The following is an 18,673-nucleotide window of genomic DNA, read 5'->3' as shown; positions in this document are numbered from 1 at the left end:
AGTAGAACCTTTAGTTATCAGAATTATGTCAGCCTTCTCCAGACTTAACATGAAACCACATTTGTGCTGTATTAATGCCGCATAATCGCCCAGATGGCGACGGCAACTGCCACAGCTAATACCGCACAGATCACCTGCAGCAAACGATTACTTTGCTCTTGGGCCTTGCGCAATTGCGCAAGCTCAACGGCGACTAACGCAGCGCGATCAGGAAGGCTTAAGCGATCAAAAACCAAACGTGGTAATTGAGGCAACACTTGCGCCCACTGACCCGCCTCAAGACGCATGCGTTGCGCAAAACCCGCAGGCCCTACACGCTGATGCATCCACCTCTCAAGATACGGCTTTGCCGTATCCCACAAATCAAGATCGGGATCGAGGTCACGTCCCATCCCTTCTACGTTTAACAACGTTTTTTGCAACAATACCAACTGGGGCTGAATCTCTACATTAAAGCGTCTTGAAGTTTGAAACAGCCGCAGTAAAACTTGCCCTAAGGAAATTTGTGACAGAGGCCTATCAAAATAAGGCTCGCACACAGCACGCACCGCACCCTCTAACTCTTCTTCTCGCGTGGTGGGTGGCACCCAGCCAGACTCGATATGAAGCTGAGCAACCCGACGGTAATCTCGTTGAAAGAACGCCAGAAAATTCTGAGCCAAATAGTTTTTATCGAATTCCGAAAGCGAACCCACAATACCGAAATCTAGGGCAATGTACCGTCCGAACGTATCAGGCGCATCGGACACGCGTATATTGCCGGGGTGCATATCAGCGTGGAAAAAACCATCTGAAAAAACCTGAGTAAAGAAGATCTCTACCCCTTTTCGTGCCATCTCTTTAAGGTCTATACCAGCCTCTTTAAGCTGCTCAACCTGATTGACCGAAATGCCACGCATGCGCTCCATTGTAAAGACATTTGTCGCGCAATAGTCCCAGTAGACCTCTGGAACCATTAATAGTTCGCTACGTTCTGCATTTTCAGAGAAATTACGACGTAATTGACTGCAATTAGACGCTTCTCGGATTAAATCCAGCTCGTCGTGTAAATACTTCTCGAACTCGGCAACCACTTCAAGAGGACGCAAACGCCGACCATCAGCCGCCATTTTTTCGACCATGCCAGCCATCGCCCGCATCAGTCTTAAATCTTTATCGATGATCTCACGCATGCCAGGGCGCAACACTTTTACCGCAACTTCTCGGCCATCGTGAAGCACCGCAAAATGCACTTGTGCAATCGATGCTGAGGCCACAGGATCAACTTCGAAGTGCTTAAAAAGCACATGCGGTGAGGCACCTAACGCAAGCTCGATTGTTTTTGCTGAAATAACCGAGTCAAAAGGCGGCACCCGATCTTGCAGTAACGCCAATTGATCGGCGACATCTGCCGGAATTAGGTCACGACGGGTGGATAACACCTGCCCAAACTTCACAAAAACAGGGCCTAAGGACTCGAGCGCAAGACGTAACCGTTCGCCGCGCGTTAATCGAGGAGTGCGGCCCAACCGTACGATTCGCAATAACCGGAATGCATAGGGGTGCTGTATTCCAGACAGCACTAACTCATCGAGCCTAAACTTGAACGCGACGTAAACAATATGGAAAAAGCGACACAAACTTAACATCAGCGCCCTTTTCCATGAGTTTTTGCCTGTTGCTCGAAACGCGCTACCGAGGACTCAACACGTGTAAGGGCGGCCGTCAACGACTGCATTTGGTTTTCCCACAATGAATAACGACCACGGCTTACCAGCCATTCGCTTTCTTCACCTAAATATTCGCCCAAATTGGCCGATAAATGCGTCGCCGAGCGCTGGCTGGCTTTAACAAAACCCTTAGCGCCACTCACAATACGTACCGCAGCAATATCGCCCACAAAGCGGGCCAAATCGGCTTCGACATCGACATTAACGGACTGCGCTACCTCGGAGACCAGCGCCGCCAAACCGGCATCACCTTCCACATGCATTAAATTAGCAATGGCCGCCGGGTCACCCTCGCGCAGCAACTGAGGTACGACGGATAGTTTGTCTGATGGCAATGTCAATGTGACATCCGGCATCACCTCGCTGGCCGTTGGTATTAACTCGCCCACTGCAGAAATGGATGCTTGTGCAGAGAAAGGCCCCACAACGAGGCGAACCGTACGCCCGGAAAACGCTGCTAAACGTTCTCGAACCCATGCATCACGACCCAACAATACATTGGCAATGCGCAAACAGACTGAAGTCGGCTGCAAAAAGGGGGGAACCATCGTTAATAAGGTAGCGGTAGACACCATAAACCCACAAGCTTTTGAGTAAAGCCCTAGTTTACCCTGTGAGCTCTGCTCAGGGAGTCTTTAGTCTTGAATATATATACAGACTGAACGCCGTAACCACAAGTGGAATACGGCGTTCAGTTTACGAGCTTAAGCTAAACGGCTTCTTAGTTGTCAGCATTCGGCATTTGTTGAATGCCCGCCACCAACCAACCAGCGTTGTCTTGCTTATAAAGGTTCCAAACCTCTTCGAAGCGAAACGCATCAGCATCACGCTCTTCGCGCAACATGCCAGAGTAGCGAACGCTAGCGAGATAACCATCAGCCACTTTCTCAATACCGAGCAATTCAGCGTTAAGCAATACGACTTCGGTAAAGTTTTCGCCTTCACGCTCGAGAATTTGCGGCGTCGCTTCTTTTAACAGATCGTCGGTAAGGTACTCTTGTAAGGCAACAGGGTCGCCTTTGTCCCACAAGGCTTGGATTTCAATAAATTGTTCTTTAGCGTTGGCTAGGAACGTAGGGGTATCGAAATCAGCGGGAATAAACCAACTAGTGTCCACAGGCTCGGGGGCTGGAGCCACCGGCGCTACCGCCGCCGCATCTGCCGCTGACTGACCCGAGTTTGAAGGCCACTCGGGACGCTGCTGAGAAGCAGGATTCGCTTCGCGCAAGTGGTTATTTGAACGTGCACTGCCAGCACTCTGTGTCGCTGGGCGGGCTGCACCAGCACGCAAACGGCGTACCAAGAACAACACACCAAACACGACCGCTGCAATCAAGATTGCACTGGATAAGAACTCGAGCAATGCGCCACCCAAGCCCATGCTAGATAGCAAAGCGGCAATACCTAGACCAGCGGCAATACCCGCGATCGGTCCAAGAAAGCGGGACATACCCGAACGCTGAGCCGTTGCACCCGCACGGCTCGCCGCAGCAGGCGCTGCTGCACGAGGTGCAGTGGTTGCTGCCGGCGGCGTAACCGCTTGACGCTGTTGCATCACATTAGAAGATTGGCGACCAAAGCTTTTGCCACCGCCCATGCGGCGAGCTTCGGCGTCAAAAGAGACTGCCATCAAGCCTGTGGTCATAATGACGATCATAGCGCTAGCCATGAATCGGGAAAGTCGTGTAGAGATCATTCGTTTGACTCCTGCTGTGCGAATTCACCGTTCACACAATTATCGTACTCTTAAGTGCTGAAATAACCAGCACTTAAGAAAAGCTTACGGAAAGCTGAACATTAGCACAATCCGCCTGTTTATTACTACCTTTTATTGTTGTGCCGTCGCTGCATTCGCCCGTTAACGGTGCAGGACGTTAAGTTCGCAACGAATGGATGTAGCAAGAAAGAACGACTTTCGACCTACATTTAGCCAAGCTTAATACCTTCGTGTAACGCAGCAATACCCGCGCTAAGGTTGAAATACTTTACGCGTTCAAAACCCACTGTACGCATCAACTCAGCAAGGCTTTCTTGGTCGGGATGCATGCGTATGGACTCGGCCAAATAGCGATAGCTGTCTTCGTCATTGGCGACTAATTTGCCAATTTTGGGCAGTATATTAAATGAGTACCAGTCGTACGCGCCTTCCAAAGGCTTAGCAACGCGCGAGAATTCCAGCACCAATAATTTGCCACCGGGCTTTAAAACGCGGTTCATTTCCGCTAATGCCTTATCTTTATGCGTCATGTTACGCAGACCAAAGGCGACGGTAACGCGATCAAAATAAGCATCTGGAAAGGGTAATTGCTCGGCATCGCAGACCGACACGGGCGTTACAATACCGCGGTCAAGCAGGCGGTCTCGCCCTACTCCTAGCATTGAACTGTTAATGTCAGTCAGCCACACTTCACCAGCGGCCCCCGCTTTACGCGCAAACGCTTTGGCTAAATCGCCAGTACCGCCCGCAATATCAAGCACCTTCATTCCAGGGCGTACATCGGCACGGCCTATGGTGAAGGACTTCCAGATGCGGTGTAAGCCAGCAGACATCAGGTCATTCATGACATCGTATTTCGTTGCCACCGAATGAAAAACATCGGCTACACGCGCTGCTTTTTCGTTTTCGCGCACCGTTTGGAAACCAAAATGCGTCGTGGTTTCGGGGGACTGTGCAGAGGAGGGATTATGCTTTTTTTCCATAGTAGCGTCATCGTACCGCAATTTCAGCGTCTTCCGGTACGCCTGATTTAAGAAAGCGTTAAGGTAATAACATAAATATTTCACAAACCTGAAACATTAACGCCATATGATGGGCTTTATCCTTACTTAAGTACTGCCTTATCTGGCGATTTTTACGGTTTAAATACGCATGTCCACCACCATCTTAGTTATTGAAGACGAACCAGCGATCCAAGAGCTCATTGCCGTTAATTTGTCCTTTGCTGGCCATAAGGTATTGCGCGCTTCGGATGCGGAGCAAGCGCAAACGCTCATCCGCGCTGAACTGCCCGATCTCATTTTACTCGACTGGATGCTACCTGGTGCATCGGGCATTACATTGGCTCGAAAACTACGCGCCGACGAGCGCACGAGTCAAGTGCCTGTTATTATGCTCACCGCAAAAGGTGCCGAATTAGATAAAGTCGAGGGATTAGAAGCAGGGGCTGATGATTACATCACCAAGCCTTTCTCACCCAAAGAACTCTTGGCACGAATTAAAGCCGTACTGCGTCGTCGCGCTCCCCAACTGACCGACGATGTGATACAAATTGGTACGCTGCAACTTGACCCTGCCACACATCGGGTCAGCGGTAACAACACTTCGTTAACCATAGGGCCCACCGAGTTTCGGTTACTGCATTTCTTTATGACTCACACCGAGCGCGTATTCTCCCGTACTCAACTGCTTGACCAAGTTTGGGGTGATCACGTCTTTGTCGAAGAACGCACCGTAGACGTCCATATTCGTCGTCTGCGTAAGGCCCTAGAGCCTAGCGGTCACGATGCGCATATTGAAACCATTCGCGGTGCAGGATATCGCTTCGCTGCTGTATTGCCCGAGCGCCCCAACACATAGATAACATGAATAAAACACTGAGCTCAGTTGTAGCGTGGGCCCTCTTGGGCTTAGGTTTTGGTTGGTGGCTAGGCCCTAAGGTGGGTTGGTCAATCTTTGCCTTTGGTCTACTGACAATGATTATTGTTAGTGGCATGCAGTTGCAGCAAATCCGGCGCTGGGTACGCAATCTGGAAGCACCGCCTCCTCCTTCTGTTGGCCCTTGGGACGAAATCCTTGCACCGATCTATCGCAAACTTAAAGCCAACCGTGAGGAAATCAGTACCTTAGACAGTCATGTCGATGCCATTATGATGGCAGCGGAAGCCTTGCCCGATGGCGCCATCACACTCAATGGGGCAATGGAGCTGCAATGGTGTAATAAAACAGCATGCGAACACATTGGCTTGAATCTCGCCACCGACCGCCATCTCAGTATTTTCAATATTGTGCGCTCGCCTGAATTCGCAAGCTACGCGCATGACCGCGAATGGGAAACCCCCTTATTACTGCATCTGGAGAAGGAAGGCGTAGAGCGCTCGCTGCTACTCCAACTAACGCCTTACGGTTTTGGACAGTTCTTATTAGTAACGCGCGATGTCACTCAGGTAGAAAAACTGGAAACCACCCGTAAAGACTTCGTAGCCAACGTTTCACATGAGCTACGTACACCACTTACTGTGCTGCTGGGCTTCTTAGAAACACTACGCGAATTGCCACCCGAGAGCCTTAGCACCGAACAGCGCGAACGTTACGAGCAAATGATGCTTGAGCAGGCGCAACACATGCAAGCCATTGTGGCTGACTTGTTGACGCTCTCTACGCTGGAGTCCTCTCCGCCCACCGAGGGCCGCCCCGTACGCATGAGTCAAATTATTAGCCAAGCTCTGGACCAGGCCCAAGTTCTGTCAGACGGTCAGCACGAGTTTATACAAAACGTTGATCCCACCCTTTGCATTGTGGGTTCAGAAACCGAGCTAACGTCTGCCGTCTCTAATTTGTTAACCAACGCCATCCGCTACACCCCAAAAGACGGCACCATCACCGTAAGTTGGTATGCCACCGAAGACGGTGGCGCTTCGTACTCGGTAGAAGACACGGGCATCGGTATTGCCCCTCAAGATATTCCTCGTTTAACTGAGCGCTTTTACCGAGCAGATAAAGGCCGATCTCGGGCAACAGGCGGTACTGGCTTAGGGTTGGCGATTACGCGCCACGTTGCCGTTCGCCATAATGCCGAGCTAAACATCCAAAGCCGCTTTGGCTCAGGTAGCTTGTTTAGCTTGCGCTTCGCACCATTGCGAGTGCGGACGATTGACGCCGACACCCCTTAAGGCGGGGTGTTCGCTAGTTCGCTCTGCCTATAAAAACAGCTTATAGGCCGGATTTGCGCTTTCATCCCAGTAGGGGTAACCCAAACCCTCAAGAAAGCTTTTGAACGCGCTGCGATCTTCAGGCGGAACCTGCAGCCCCACCAAAATACGTCCGTAATCGTCACCTTGGTTACGGTAGTGGAAAAGGCTGATATTCCACTCTGGGTTCATGCTGCTTAAGAATCGACGTAACGCGCCTGGCCGCTCAGGAAATTCGAAGCGGTACAAGCGTTCGTGCTTGGCTAAGGGGGAGTGCCCCCCCACCATATAACGTAGATGCGTTTTCGCTAGTTCGTTATCCGTTAAATTCAACGTCGCGAAGCCTTTACGCACAAAGTGCGTTTCAAGCTTTGTAATTTCGGTTTCAGACTGAATCGCCAGCCCTAAAAACACATGGGCCTGATCGCCATCAGCAATACGGTAATTAAATTCGGTCACAGAGCGATCGCCTAGCGCTTCGATCAAGCGTAAAAAACTGCCCCGCTGCTCGGGCAGGCTAATTGCCAAGACGGCTTCACGAGCCAAACCCACTTCTGCCCGCTCGGCCACAAAACGCAAACGGTTGAAGTTCATGTTGGCGCCAGAGGTAATGGCAATTAAGGTCTTATTTTTCAACTTATGCTGTTGAGCGTAATGCTTAGCACCAGCCATAGCCAAGGCGCCTGCAGGCTCTAAAACACTACGAGTGTCTTGAAACACGTCTTTAATGGCTGCGCAAATGGCGTCCGTATTCACCAATACGTAATCATCGACGTATTCACGAGCCAACTTGAAGGTTTCACTTCCTACCTGTTTAACGGCGGTACCATCAGAGAACAGTCCTACATCGCTTAGGTTTAAGCGACGATTAGCTTTAACGCTACGAGCCATGGCGTCAGAATCTTCAGTCTGCACGCCGATAATTTTAATTTCAGGCCGTAATTGCTTAATGTAGGCCGCTACGCCGGCAATCAGACCTCCTCCACCAATAGGAACGAAGACGGCGTCAATAGGCCCAGGGTGTTGATGAAGAATCTCCATACCAATGGTGCCTTGCCCAGCGATCACATCAGGGTCATCAAAGGGATGCACAAAGGTAAGCTTTTCTTTTTTTTCTAGCTCTACAGCATGGTCATAGGCATCGGAGAAGCTTTCCCCAAACAACACCACCTCACCACCGTGGCGCAATACCCCATCAATTTTCACTTGCGGGGTGGTTTCTGGCATCACAATGACGGCACGAGTCCCTAAGCGTTTTGCCGAATACGCCACACCTTGCGCATGATTACCAGCAGAAGCGGCAATAACGCCACGTTTTAACTCGGTAGGACTAAGGTGCGCCATGCGATTGTACGCCCCGCGCAACTTGAAGCTAAACACGTCCAACTGATCTTCGCGCTTAAGCAGAATTCGATTATTTAATCGAGCTGAAGTCAAGGGAGCAAATTCTAGCGCTGTTTCACGCACCACATCGTAGACCTTGGAGGTCAGAATGCGTTTAAGATAGTCGTTGGACATAAAATGAGATCAGGGCAACCGATAGCGGTTACACAATAAGGGTAAAAACAAGTAAAGAAAAAAGAATACCACAGTCTACCCGCGTTAACGCGTACGCTCAGTCCTAAACACAGCGCCGCATCCAATTCGGACAGTTAATTATTTTTTAAGGCGCTTTCGCCTCTTTTTCTATGGAAGCATGGCTTAACAACACCATTCTTTGGGTCTTACAGGCTTTGGCGTTACCTGAGGTCGGCCTGACCGCTGTGTTTACGGTTAGCTTTGTCTCGGCAACATTGTTGCCGCTGGGTTCAGAGCCGGCTGTTTTCGCCTACGTTAGCGTCTCACCCCACATGTTGTGGCCCGCTTTATTGGTGGCAACCACCGGAAATACGCTGGGTGGAATTGTCAGTTACTGGATGGGCTCGGGCGCACAACGTGCCTATCAAAAATGGCGTGAAACTCACCCTGATGGCATAAAAGGCAATGCCCCTAAATACAAGAACTCCACCGGACGCTGGCACCAGTTCGTGCAAAAGTGGCTACATAAGATGGGGCCCTCTGCACTGCTCTTTTCCTGGCTGCCCATCGTCGGCGACCCCTTGTGCACAGTAGCAGGTTGGCTGCGTTTGCCATTAGGACCATGCATTGTGTACATGGCAATCGGAAAGTTTGCGCGCTACGCCACAATGACCGCTTTACTATTATGGAGCTTTCCCTACTTCACCTAAACGAGGGTGTCACCGTCATTGAACACAAAACAAGGCCTGTTTAGAAACAACGAAAACGGGTCGTTTCCACCAATTAACCATAAACAACCTACATGGCACACGTGTAAGCACGCCTGTTCTCACTGAATGAATTAAACTAGTAGGTTAATTACGCTTTATTTCCACTTCCTATTTCAGTGGCCTTAGCCTGACCCTATGAACGCCCCAGTCGCCAGCCAGTACCTCGCCTCTCGTATGCCCTCTGTTTCTACGCGCTTACGCGAGATTCCTTATAACTACACCTCTTACTCAGATCGTGAAATTATTTTGAGGTTACTTGGGCCAGAGGCTTGGTCGATACTGTCAGAGCTACGCTCTCATCGCCGCACAGGTCGTTCCGCACGAATGCTCTTTGAAGTCTTGGGCGATATTTGGGTCATCCGACGTAATCCGTACCTCGAAGACGACTTACTGAACAACCCCAAGCGTCAACACCAGCTTATCGACGCGTTACGTCACCGCTTAAGCGAGATCGATAATCGTCGCGACAGCGACCTTCCCGAACGTGACCAAAAAGTCATTCAACTTTTACTCGCCGCCAAAGGCGCGGTCGACGCGTTTGAGAACGAATTCAATAATACGCGCACCTTACGCCAACGCACGACCAAGCGACTCTTGCAAATTACGGCGAAAGACAACATTAAGTTTGATGGCTTGTCTCGTGTCTCTCATGTTACGGACGCAACCGATTGGCGAGTCGAATACCCGTTTGTCGTCCTGACACCCGATAGCGAAAATGAGATGGCAGCGCTGGTGCGAGCCTGTATTGAGCTAAAGCTAAGCATCATCCCCCGAGGAGGTGGTACGGGCTACACAGGGGGAGCCATTCCCCTCACCGCCCAGTCTGTCGTCATCAACACAGAAAAGCTGGACGCCTTGGGCGAAGTCGAAGCGATACAGCTTCCTGGGGTAGACCAGCCCGTACACACGATTTTAAGTGGTGCCGGCGTTGTCACACGCCGCGTCGCCGATGCGGCTGACGCGGCCGGACGCGTATTCGCCGTAGACCCAACCTCAGCGGATGCCTCGTGCATTGGGGGGAATGTCGCCATGAACGCCGGTGGTAAAAAGGCCGTTCTTTGGGGCACGGCGCTTGATAACCTCGCCTGGTGGCGCATGGTGGATCCCGATGGAAACTGGTTAGAAGTCACCCGTCTTAACCATAATCTTGGCAAAATCCACGAAGTGGACGAAGCCCTTTTTGATTTGCATTGGTACGACGGTAATTTCGAACCCGGTGCAAAACTGCTGCGCCACGAAACCTTAGCTATCGAAGGTAAAAAATTCCGCAAAGAAGGTCTGGGCAAGGACGTCACTGATAAGTTTTTATCCGGCCTACCCGGTGTACAGAAAGAAGGCTGTGATGGCTTAATTACCGCCGCACGCTGGATTTTGCACCGCATGTCGGCGCACACCCGCACGGTTTGTCTTGAGTTCTTTGGCAGTGCGCGCTTAGCGGTACCCTCGATTGTTGAAGTCAAAAACTATCTGGATACCACCGGACGCGCCAACGGGGCGCTATTGGCTGGGCTCGAACACCTTGACGAGCGATACTTACGCGCCGTGGGATACGCCACCAAAAGCAAACGTAATGGCTTACCTAAAATGGTGTTAATTGGTGATATTGTTGGCGACGACGCTGATGCTGTCGCCCTCGCCGCCAGCGAAGTCGTACGTATTGCCAACACACGTCATGGCGAAGGCTTTGTGGCCGTCAGTGCCGAAGCGCGTAAACGCTTTTGGCTTGATCGCGCACGAACCGCTGCCATTGCTCGACACACGAATGCGTTCAAAATCAACGAAGACGTGGTGATCCCCTTAGACCGTATGGGCGAATACACTGACCACATCGAACGCATTAATATTGAACTATCTACGCGCAATAAACTGCGTTTACTTGACGAGCTAGAGCAATTTCTCAGTGGCGATCTACCGGTGGGTAAAACCATCGATCACGACGACGCCGAGCACACTCGTGAAGAAATACTTGAAGAGCGCCGCCACGAAGCCATCGCTACCTTAGCGTCGGTTCGCGAGCGCTGGAGCTGGTTATTAGCCAACCTTGATTCGCGCATTGATACCAGTCTGCCCCACCTTGAACGTATCGGCCTCGCTTCGTTTGGCGATGCGATGCGCGAACACCTTACTACGCAGCCAGAACTCAAAGTCATTGATGTTCTTCAAGACCACACGCTGCGTATTTCCTGGAAGACAGAAGTACGAGCCAAACTGGAAGAGCATTTCCCAGGGGCCGACTGTGCCGCAGTTTTAGCTGAGCTTCAATCTATACACGACCGCGTATTAAAAAGCCGTGTCTTTGTTGCGCTGCACATGCACGCGGGTGATGGCAATGTCCACACCAATATCCCCGTGAACTCCGACGATTACGGCATGCTTCAAGAAGCTAACGAAACCGTTAGTCGCATCATGGATATTGCGCGTAGCCTTGATGGTGTTATTTCGGGCGAGCACGGTATTGGGCTGACTAAGTATCAGTACTTAACGCAAGAAGAGCTACAGCCCTTCCAAGACTACAAGCGCCGCATCGACCCTGATAATCACTTCAATGCGGGCAAACTCATGCCCGGCGCTGACCTAAGTCAGGCTTGGACGCCCAGCTTTAACTTATTAGGGCACGAATCGCTTATTATGCAACGTAGCGAAATCGGCTCTATTTCGCACGCCATCAAAGATTGCCTACGTTGTGGTAAATGCAAACCGGTTTGCGCGACCCACGTTCCCAGAGCCAACCTGCTGTACTCACCCCGCAATAAGATTCTTGCCACCTCATTACTTGTGGAAGCGTTTCTTTACGAAGAACAAACCCGACGCGGTGTCAGTTTGCAGCACTGGTCTGAATTTGAAGATGTGGCCGATCACTGCACGCTTTGTCATAAGTGCTTTAACCCTTGCCCTGTCGACATTGACTTTGGTGATGTATCGATGGAAATGCGCGCGTTATTAAACCGCATGGGTAAAAAGTCAAAGAACCCAGGCGCCGCAACCGCCATGTTCTTTTTGAATGCCAAAGACCCACGAGTGATTAATACCACGCGTAAAGTCTTAGACGTAGGCTATAAAGCGCAGCGTATTGCTCATGATGTCTTAGCGGCACCAGCGCGCAAACAGACCGCCGCGCCACCCGCTAGCGTAGGCAAAGCCCCGATTCGCGAGCAAGTCATACATTTCATCAACAAGAAAATGCCGGGTGGCTTACCTAAGCAGCCCGTGCGTAAACTACTGGATATTGAAGATCCCGATTACGTACCCATCATCCGTAACCCAGACAACACCAGCCCTGACAGTGAGGCTGTGTTTTACTTTCCAGGTTGCGGCTCTGAGCGTTTGTTCTCTCAGGTTGGGCTAGCTACGCAAGCCATGCTGTGGCATGCCGGCGTACAAACGGTCTTGCCCCCAGGCTACTTATGCTGCGGCTATCCACAACGAGGAAGTGGGCAAAAAGACAAAGCGGATCAAATGATTACCGATAACCGTGTGCTGTTTCACCGCATGGCCACCACCCTGAACTATTTAGATATCAAAACGGTAGTGGTCAGTTGTGGCACCTGTTATGACCAGCTTGCGATGTACGAGTTTGAAAAAATATTCCCCGGATGTCGCTTAATCGACATCCACGAATATTTACTTGAAAAAGGCATCAAGCTAGACGGCGTAGAAGGCGTGCGCTACATGTATCACGACCCCTGCCACACCCCCATGAAACTGCAAGACCCCATGAAAACGGTCAAAGCGCTGGTGGGTAACGAGTCCATAAAAAGTGATCGTTGTTGTGGCGAGTCGGGAACATTAGCAGTTTCTCGCCCCGATATCTCTACGCAAATACGTTTCCGTAAGCAAGAAGAGCTGCTGAAGAATCAGGAAAGCATTGCTTCTGATGGCTTTAAAGGCGAAGTCAAAATGCTAACGTCATGCCCTTCTTGCTTACAAGGCTTAACCCGTTACGAAGGTGATACCGGAGTGAAATCTGACTACATCGTCGTGGAAATGGCCAAACATATTTTGGGTGAAAACTGGATGGCTGATTACGTGAAAACCGCAAACAATGGCGGCATTGAGCGCGTTTTAGTCTAAGTCCAACGAAGAACAACACCCCAGAGCTTCATCGTTTCTGGGGTGTTGTTCTTTTTGCTCCCGCGTCTCGTAGCACAGAATGCGAGTAGACTATCAAGAGACGAATCAGCGTAACAAACACAGCGACAATAATGAGCCAACCTTTTATTCCTGTTATTCACTCCCTGCTTGAGACCGATCTCTATAAGTTCACCATGTGGCAAGCCATGCTGCATCGGCACCCAGCGGCACAGGCGCGATACGAGTTTTTATGCCGTAACGAACCCTCATTCCCACTGGCTGAACTGGCTCCCGAAATCGAGCGCCAGCTTGATCATCTGTGCAGTCTACGTTTCACGCAAGATGAATTGGATTACCTTGCCGGCCTTCGTTATATCAAGTCTGACTTCGTTGACTATTTATCGCTATTTCGCTATCAGCGACGTTTCATTACCGTCGAAACGGATGGCCCTGAACTGCGCATCATTACCGAGGGCCCCCAGGTCCATGTAATGGGATTTGAAATTTTCGTGTTGGCGATTGTTAATGAACTCTATTTCAGACAGTTCGATGCCACCACGCTTCTGAACGAAGGGCGACAACGGTTAACGGCAAAAATTGAACGCTTACAAAACTTCGCCACACAACCCCAAGAGCACTTTGGCTTTGACCTATCTGATTTCGGCTTACGTCGTCGCTACTCTGCGGCGTGGCACGACGAGGTTATTGCTCGCTTAGCCAGTGACGTGCCAGCCTATTTCAAAGGCACTTCAAACGTGTATCTGGCCCGCAAACACAATCTCGTACCCATCGGCACCATGGCCCATGAGTATTTTCAGTCTTTTCAAGCCTTCGGCGCTGTACGCTTACGTGACTTTCAAAAAGCAGCACTAGAGGACTGGGTACAAGAGTACCGTGGGGATCTGGGCATCGCCTTAACTGACACCATCGGCATGAAAGCATTTTTACGCGATTTCGATCTTTATTTCGCCAAGCTTTTTGATGGCTTACGCCATGACTCTGGCGACCCATACGAGTGGGGTGAGTTAGCCATTAATCACTATAAAAGCCTACGCATTGACCCCAGAGCAAAACGGCTGGTGTTCTCTGATGGCTTAGATATCGATACAGCAATCAAGCTGTATCGATACTTTGGCAGCCGCATACAAGTGGGCTTCGGCATTGGCACCAGCTTAACCAACGACATGGGCATACAAACGCTTAATATTGTCATGAAGCTGGTCAGTTGCAACGGTGCTACCACCGCTAAACTTTCAGATTCGCCGGGCAAAACCCAATGCAACGATGACACTTTCTTAGCGTATTTGCGTCAGGTATTTGACCATTACCACTAAGCGGGCTGTGCTGGAACAGCTAAAGGCAGTGTCCACAAAAAAACCCTTTCTTTATATGAAAGGGTTTTTTAATGGCTGGCTTATTGACCAGGAAGCTCGTGTGGAGCCGGCAATGATTGCCCAAACTCGCATACGGTATAAACCGGTAACCCAGTTTCCGTAACCGCTTTGGATCCGCCCAAGTCAGGCAAGTCAATAATAGCAGCCGCCTCGATGACATTGGCCCCGAGACGTTGTAATAGTCTTGAGGCAGCTACCATGGTGCCACCTGTAGCAATCAAGTCGTCGATCAACAGTACTCGTTGCCCAGGACGCACTGAATCGGTATGCATTTCTACCGTTGCATTTCCATACTCTAAGGAATATTCCTCAGCCACGGTTTGAAACGGCAATTTGCCTTTCTTACGCACAGGCACAAAGCCCAAATTCAGTTCGTAGGCCAAGACAGAACCTACAATAAAGCCACGCGCATCAACCCCTGCAACCAAGTCTAGGCGTTGACGCATGTAACGATAAACGAATAAATCGATAAGTACACGAAAAGCCTGAGGGTCTTGAAGAACCGGAGTGATATCACGGAACGTGACACCAGCCTTAGGCCAGTCAGGTACGCTGCGAATCGTCTGACGAATGTATTCGGCGGGATCGGTATGCATGTTGACTCAAATAACCACAAAAATAACCACGGCGCACAATGCACCATCGGCACGCATGAAAGTGTACACAATCTCACTGCGAATAGTGATGATCGTGCCTTAAAAAGAACGTTACGCGGGTATATCGTAAAGCTGCTCACCGATGATTTGCATTTCACGATGAAACAAGCCAGACGGCACCGGCTCATGACTCACCATGATAATGGTACGCTTCTCGGCAAATTGCAATAAATCACGCAGTAGCGCGTAGGCTGTCGCCTCATCTAAACCACTAAGCGGCTCGTCCAACACCCAAAGCGAGGCCGACGTTAACAAAATACGGGCCAAGCATAATCGCCGTTTTTGCCCTGTGGATAAGGTGTTGCCCCCCTCACCCACCCAACTATCTAAACCCGATGCCAAACGATTGACGAACTCGTCCAAACGGACGCGCTCAAGCGCAGACCATAGCTCTGCATCCGTCGCATCTGGCTTAGCCAGCAACAAGTTATGGCGCAAGCTTCCCATAAACACCGTCGAATGTTGTGACATCAGCGTAAACTGCCGAAAGCGCTGCGCTGTGCTGATATCATCAAGGTCTACGTCGCCATAACGTATCTGTCCCGCTAAGCTGGGGGTCACGCCCATGATGGTATGCAGTAATGTGGATTTACCCGCTCCGCTCAGCCCTCGGATTAACACCCGTTCGCCCTGAGCAACGCTTAGGTTGATATTCGACAACAGCGCCGCATTATGCTCGTAACCCACCGAAAGCCCGTCCAAGCACAAGGCGCCTGTTGTCGGCAAAGCTCGCTCTTGCGTGTCGTGCTTTTCATCAGAAACGTTCGCACGCAAGGTTTGCAGGCGTGCGGCAGCCGAGCTGGCCACACCTAAACTAGAGGCCCCTCGCATTAAAGGCGCCATCACTTCAAAAAGCCCTAACGCCCCCAGCAATAACCCCACCCAAATGGCAGCGCTTAGCTCGTACTCGTGATACGTATGCAATCCGGTTAGTACCATCGTAATAAGCAACAAGCCCATCCCCACTTGTTGAGTCAAATTGCCTAGGCTTGCCATTGCCGCCATACGCGTGCGCTGCGCAGACAACTCTGCACTTTGCGCTTCAAAGCTATGCTGCAACGACCTAAAACCGTTAAACACCACAATATCAACGTGTGCAACCATCGCGTCGTGCAGTAAGGCTCGCAGTTGCGATACCTTATCGGTGACATCCAGACCAAGGCGCGCGCTACGCCTTGCCACCCAATAAGGGGCCGCCACCACACCAATCAACACGCAGGCCAGTACAGCGATTCCCGCCCAAGGTACGTGTGAGCCCACAAAAATCGAATACAAAACGCCACCCGTTAAGGCGGTAAATGCGGGCACAATCAATAACAAAAAGACCGAATCCAATCGCTCTACGTCGTTAATCAGGCGTGCCACCAAATCACCATCACGGTATCGTGCCAGTTCCGCGGCCGGTAACTGCGATAACTGTTCAAACGTTTGGGCCCGTATTTCCGCTTGCAGGTCTAAGGTCACGGTATGGCCCGTGATACGTTCAAGATAGCGCGAGACAATGCGCCACATTGATAATCCACGTACCAATGCTGACGGAACAAATAAATTAAACAGGATCAACGAGCCACTTAAAAAAGCTCCTGTTAAGAACCAACCGGCCACGGTCAGTAAACCCACCCCCGCAAACACGGTGCTCAGCGCTGCAAACAATGCCGCGGCGCTACGAGCCTTATGCTCTCGAAACCACGACGCACAAAGTTGCCACCATAATTTCATGGCTTCACCCCATGCAATATCCCCTCTTCGAGATACCACCTTGAGGACATGCGAGCCGCTACAACAGGGTCATGCGTGGCGATCACTAAGGCTCGATTAGCGCAAAACGCATCAATCGCATCCAACACGGCATCACGGGTCTGACTATCTAAATGGGCGGTGGGCTCATCAAGTAGAATCAGCGAAGCATCGGATAAGAATAATCGAGCTAGCGCCAAACGATGAATTTGTCCGCCAGAAAAACCAAAGCCCCGATTGCCCACCCTCGTTTGTAAACCCTGAGCATTTGAACGCAACACCTCTGCCAGCTGCACCGCTTCCAGCGCGCGCCACAATTGCTGATCGGTCGCCTTCGGCGAGGCTAGACGCAGGGCCTCTGCCACCGTGCCCAAGGCAATAAACGGCGTAGAACCAACCATACACACCTCGCTAAGGTGATCCATGCCGTCGGCAGACGCTGTTTCATTACGCGTATAAAGGACAATTTCACCACTGGTGCGTGGCCGTAACCCGATCAAACTTTCAAGAAAGGTCGTTTTACCGCTACCGCTGGCACCCACAACGGCAACGGAGTCACCACGGCGTAAGCGAATGGAGCAACTTTCAAGTAAGGCGTCAAAGCTGCCCGGCACACTTAGGCTTAAATTCGTTGCCGTTAAAACCAAAGGCATCAGCCCCGTGCGTTTAAAATCAGTGGAATCGGGGGCCTGAAGGTCGATGCGCTGGGTAATCGGCCACGTTGTGGACTCTGAAGCGACGCCCCCCTCTTTTGCCGCGAGAGAAGGCAAGCTGACAAACAATTGCTCAAGCTCGTGAGCCGCGGACTTCGCTTGGGCTCGATCATGATAACTAGCAGCCAACTGCCGCAAAGGCTGGTAGACCTCTGGCGCGATGAACAAACAAAACAAGCCATGTTGTAAGCTAAAACCACTGAAGCTTGGCCCCAGCATGCCCAAATAACTAAGCCCGATGTAAACCGCTACGCCCGCCACACCCAACGCGGCAAACAGCTCTAGCACCGCAGACGACAGAAAAGCGATGCGCAACACCTTCATGGTGGTTTGGCCCAAGTTAACACTGGCCCGTCGTACCGCGTCCACTTCCGCAGCCGTTTGCCCAAATAGCGTTAAGGTAAACAAACCTTTAATCCGATCACCAAAAATCCCGGATAAACGTTGCAGTGTTTGCTGATGCTTCTGATTTGCTGACTCGGCGCCCCAACCCACCAAGGCCATGAACAGTGGAATAAGGGGTGCCGTACACAGCAGTAACACCGCAACCACCCAGTCCACACCAAATACAGCTACGGACAAGATTAGCGGTAAGAACACGGCGGCCACTGCCGCTGCCATGTAACGCTGTAAGTAACCATCTAGCGCCTCGACATGGTCCATCACGGCTGTCGCCAGTTCACCCGACGGATGACGTTGCGTCCAAGCAGGCCCACGATGTAATAGCTCATGCAATAAGGCGTTACGCAGTCGGTGTTTAATGGCCTCAGAAGCCGCACTGGCGCTGCGCTCGCCCGACCACGAGATAATGGCGCGTAGTATCAGTAAGCCCGCAATAAACAACACTGAAGGCCATAACGCCGCAACCGATACCTTATCGACAATGGCTTGCTGCAAAACACGAGCTAGCCACCAGGCTTGAGGAATAAATAACAAACCCGTTATCAACGGCGCGAGTAATGCCCACACAGTACGTACCGGTGCCACTCGCCAGGTCCGACGTAACCATGCCTCGCCTAACGGGGCAGACTCGGGCTTCAAACGGGTGGTGAGTTTAGTCATTCGCAGCCGTTGCCGCTCTTCGTTGCGCTCCCTCTTCTTGGGCTCGTACCACTCGCAACTCGAACCACATCGCATTGAGGATAGAAAAAGCACACGCTAAGCCCAGCCCTAATATCCACGAAAAATACCACATCG

Annotated in this window: 14 protein-coding genes; 5 read left to right on the top strand and 9 right to left on the bottom strand. The window is 51.1% G+C overall.

From position 1 onward, the window contains the following. Positions 1–71: 71 nt before the first annotated feature. The 4 genes from ubiB to ubiE all read right to left on the bottom strand — a co-directional run bounded on the left by ubiB (position 72) and on the right by ubiE (position 4,409). Positions 72–1,628, bottom strand: coding sequence for a ubiquinone biosynthesis regulatory protein kinase UbiB (ubiB, locus tag AC2UZI_RS11805; RefSeq protein WP_486944074.1), 1,557 nt, complete (start codon positions 1,626–1,628; stop codon positions 72–74). Continuing rightward, complete coding sequence (locus AC2UZI_RS11800) at positions 1,628–2,284, bottom strand: ubiquinone biosynthesis accessory factor UbiJ (RefSeq protein WP_486944073.1); 657 nt, start codon at positions 2,282–2,284, stop codon at positions 1,628–1,630. The genes ubiB and AC2UZI_RS11800 overlap by 1 nt, the downstream gene beginning before the upstream one ends. A gap of 146 nt (positions 2,285–2,430) precedes the next feature. Then, positions 2,431–3,405, bottom strand: coding sequence for a Tim44 domain-containing protein (locus AC2UZI_RS11795; protein ID WP_486944072.1), 975 nt, complete (start codon positions 3,403–3,405; stop codon positions 2,431–2,433). 230 nt (positions 3,406–3,635) lie between these two features. Further along, a complete protein-coding gene (gene ubiE / locus AC2UZI_RS11790; protein ID WP_486944071.1) occupies positions 3,636–4,409 on the bottom strand; it encodes a bifunctional demethylmenaquinone methyltransferase/2-methoxy-6-polyprenyl-1,4-benzoquinol methylase UbiE in 774 nt (257 codons plus the stop codon). A 169-nt stretch (positions 4,410–4,578) separates the two neighbouring features. Here ubiE and phoB point away from each other — a divergent pair, with 169 nt between their 5' ends. Together phoB and phoR are read left to right on the top strand one after the other, a co-directional pair. Then, positions 4,579–5,286, top strand: a complete 708-nt coding sequence (phoB, locus tag AC2UZI_RS11785; RefSeq protein ID WP_486944070.1) for a phosphate regulon transcriptional regulator PhoB — start codon at positions 4,579–4,581, stop codon at positions 5,284–5,286. Positions 5,287–5,291: 5 nt separating this feature from the next. Next, positions 5,292–6,599 (top strand): phosphate regulon sensor histidine kinase PhoR, encoded by a 1,308-nt coding sequence (gene phoR, locus AC2UZI_RS11780; RefSeq protein WP_486944069.1) that lies wholly within the window; start codon positions 5,292–5,294, stop codon positions 6,597–6,599. Between the two features lie 27 nt (positions 6,600–6,626). On the opposite strand, the gene ilvA is transcribed toward phoR, so the two are convergent. After that, a complete protein-coding gene (gene ilvA, locus AC2UZI_RS11775; protein ID WP_486944068.1) occupies positions 6,627–8,135 on the bottom strand; it encodes a threonine ammonia-lyase, biosynthetic in 1,509 nt (502 codons plus the stop codon). Positions 8,136–8,305: 170 nt separating this feature from the next. Between ilvA and AC2UZI_RS11770 the strand changes: the two genes are divergently transcribed. From AC2UZI_RS11770 to pncB, 3 genes are all read left to right on the top strand, one after another. Beyond that, on the top strand, positions 8,306–8,845 hold the full coding sequence (locus tag AC2UZI_RS11770; RefSeq protein ID WP_486944067.1) for a YqaA family protein: 540 nt from the start codon (positions 8,306–8,308) through the stop codon (positions 8,843–8,845). A 195-nt stretch (positions 8,846–9,040) separates the two neighbouring features. Next, positions 9,041–12,976, top strand: a complete 3,936-nt coding sequence (locus AC2UZI_RS11765) for a DUF3683 domain-containing protein (RefSeq protein WP_486944066.1) — start codon at positions 9,041–9,043, stop codon at positions 12,974–12,976. Between the two features lie 131 nt (positions 12,977–13,107). Then, positions 13,108–14,310, top strand: coding sequence for a nicotinate phosphoribosyltransferase (pncB, locus tag AC2UZI_RS11760; protein WP_486944065.1), 1,203 nt, complete (start codon positions 13,108–13,110; stop codon positions 14,308–14,310). An 80-nt stretch (positions 14,311–14,390) separates the two neighbouring features. Here pncB and AC2UZI_RS11755 read toward each other — a convergent pair whose 3' ends face one another. The 4 genes from AC2UZI_RS11755 to cydX all read right to left on the bottom strand — a co-directional run bounded on the left by AC2UZI_RS11755 (position 14,391) and on the right by cydX (position 18,671). Beyond that, positions 14,391–14,966 (bottom strand): adenine phosphoribosyltransferase, encoded by a 576-nt coding sequence (locus AC2UZI_RS11755; RefSeq protein ID WP_486944064.1) that lies wholly within the window; start codon positions 14,964–14,966, stop codon positions 14,391–14,393. Positions 14,967–15,077: 111 nt separating this feature from the next. Next, a complete protein-coding gene (gene cydC, locus AC2UZI_RS11750; RefSeq protein ID WP_486944063.1) occupies positions 15,078–16,745 on the bottom strand; it encodes a thiol reductant ABC exporter subunit CydC in 1,668 nt (555 codons plus the stop codon). Further along, entirely contained in the window at positions 16,742–18,538 is a 1,797-nt protein-coding gene (gene cydD / locus AC2UZI_RS11745) for a thiol reductant ABC exporter subunit CydD (RefSeq protein ID WP_486944062.1), read from the bottom strand. The genes cydC and cydD overlap by 4 nt, the downstream gene beginning before the upstream one ends. Beyond that, a complete protein-coding gene (gene cydX / locus AC2UZI_RS11740; protein WP_486944061.1) occupies positions 18,531–18,671 on the bottom strand; it encodes a cytochrome bd-I oxidase subunit CydX in 141 nt (46 codons plus the stop codon). The genes cydD and cydX overlap by 8 nt, the downstream gene beginning before the upstream one ends. Positions 18,672–18,673 lie beyond the last annotated feature (2 nt).

It is taken from the genome of Paenalcaligenes sp. DL 463, assembly GCF_057475185.1.
The sequence above is the reverse complement of the archived record's forward strand: the minus strand, read 5'-3'. Positions and strand labels throughout refer to the sequence as shown.

Coding starts and splice junctions, on each gene's coding strand:
- ubiB (WP_486944074.1), bottom strand. CDS start 1,628: ATGTTAAGTTTGTGTCGCTTTTTCCATATTGTTTACGTCGCGTTCAAG.
- AC2UZI_RS11800 (WP_486944073.1), bottom strand. CDS start 2,284: ATGGTGTCTACCGCTACCTTATTAACGATGGTTCCCCCCTTTTTGCAG.
- AC2UZI_RS11795 (WP_486944072.1), bottom strand. CDS start 3,405: ATGATCTCTACACGACTTTCCCGATTCATGGCTAGCGCTATGATCGTC.
- ubiE (WP_486944071.1), bottom strand. CDS start 4,409: ATGGAAAAAAAGCATAATCCCTCCTCTGCACAGTCCCCCGAAACCACG.
- phoB (WP_486944070.1), top strand. CDS start 4,579: ATGTCCACCACCATCTTAGTTATTGAAGACGAACCAGCGATCCAAGAG.
- phoR (WP_486944069.1), top strand. CDS start 5,292: ATGAATAAAACACTGAGCTCAGTTGTAGCGTGGGCCCTCTTGGGCTTA.
- ilvA (WP_486944068.1), bottom strand. CDS start 8,135: ATGTCCAACGACTATCTTAAACGCATTCTGACCTCCAAGGTCTACGAT.
- AC2UZI_RS11770 (WP_486944067.1), top strand. CDS start 8,306: ATGGAAGCATGGCTTAACAACACCATTCTTTGGGTCTTACAGGCTTTG.
- AC2UZI_RS11765 (WP_486944066.1), top strand. CDS start 9,041: ATGAACGCCCCAGTCGCCAGCCAGTACCTCGCCTCTCGTATGCCCTCT.
- pncB (WP_486944065.1), top strand. CDS start 13,108: ATGAGCCAACCTTTTATTCCTGTTATTCACTCCCTGCTTGAGACCGAT.
- AC2UZI_RS11755 (WP_486944064.1), bottom strand. CDS start 14,966: ATGCATACCGATCCCGCCGAATACATTCGTCAGACGATTCGCAGCGTA.
- cydC (WP_486944063.1), bottom strand. CDS start 16,745: ATGAAATTATGGTGGCAACTTTGTGCGTCGTGGTTTCGAGAGCATAAG.
- cydD (WP_486944062.1), bottom strand. CDS start 18,538: ATGACTAAACTCACCACCCGTTTGAAGCCCGAGTCTGCCCCGTTAGGC.
- cydX (WP_486944061.1), bottom strand. CDS start 18,671: ATGTGGTATTTTTCGTGGATATTAGGGCTGGGCTTAGCGTGTGCTTTT.